The sequence below is a fragment of the Pantoea sp. ICBG 985 genome, from assembly GCF_002928365.1.
GTDB lineage: Bacteria > Pseudomonadota > Gammaproteobacteria > Enterobacterales > Enterobacteriaceae > Pantoea > Pantoea dispersa.
This window is the reverse complement of sequence record NZ_POWM01000027.1, coordinates 1-306: the sequence shown is the minus strand read 5'-3', so window position 1 is coordinate 306 and position 306 is coordinate 1. Positions and strand designations below refer to the sequence as shown.

1 rRNA gene is annotated in these 306 nt (G+C 55.6%); it reads left to right on the top strand.

Features of this window, described 5'->3' with window-relative positions:
- Positions 1 to 188: 188 nt before the first annotated feature.
- Positions 189 to 304, top strand: a 5S ribosomal RNA gene (rrf, locus tag C1Y42_RS23290).
- Positions 305 to 306: the final 2 nt, after the last annotated feature.

Genomic DNA, 306 nt, shown 5'->3' with positions numbered 1-306 from the left:
TTTTGGGCCGAGAGACAGAAAGAATTTTCAGCTTGTGACGGAAAAATTAGCGGAAACGAAAGATTTTGCGCTGAGGCAAGGCGCCGGACGAGACGGTACGAGGGAGCATACAGAAGTATGTGACTGACTTTGCGAGGGCGGCCAACGCGGCATCAGTGAAAAAGATTCGTTTCGTGCACCAGAATTTGCCTGGCGGCAACAGCGCGGTGGTCCCACCTGACCCCATGCCGAACTCAGAAGTGAAACGCCGTAGCGCCGATGGTAGTGTGGGGCCTCCCCATGCGAGAGTAGGGAACTGCCAGGCAT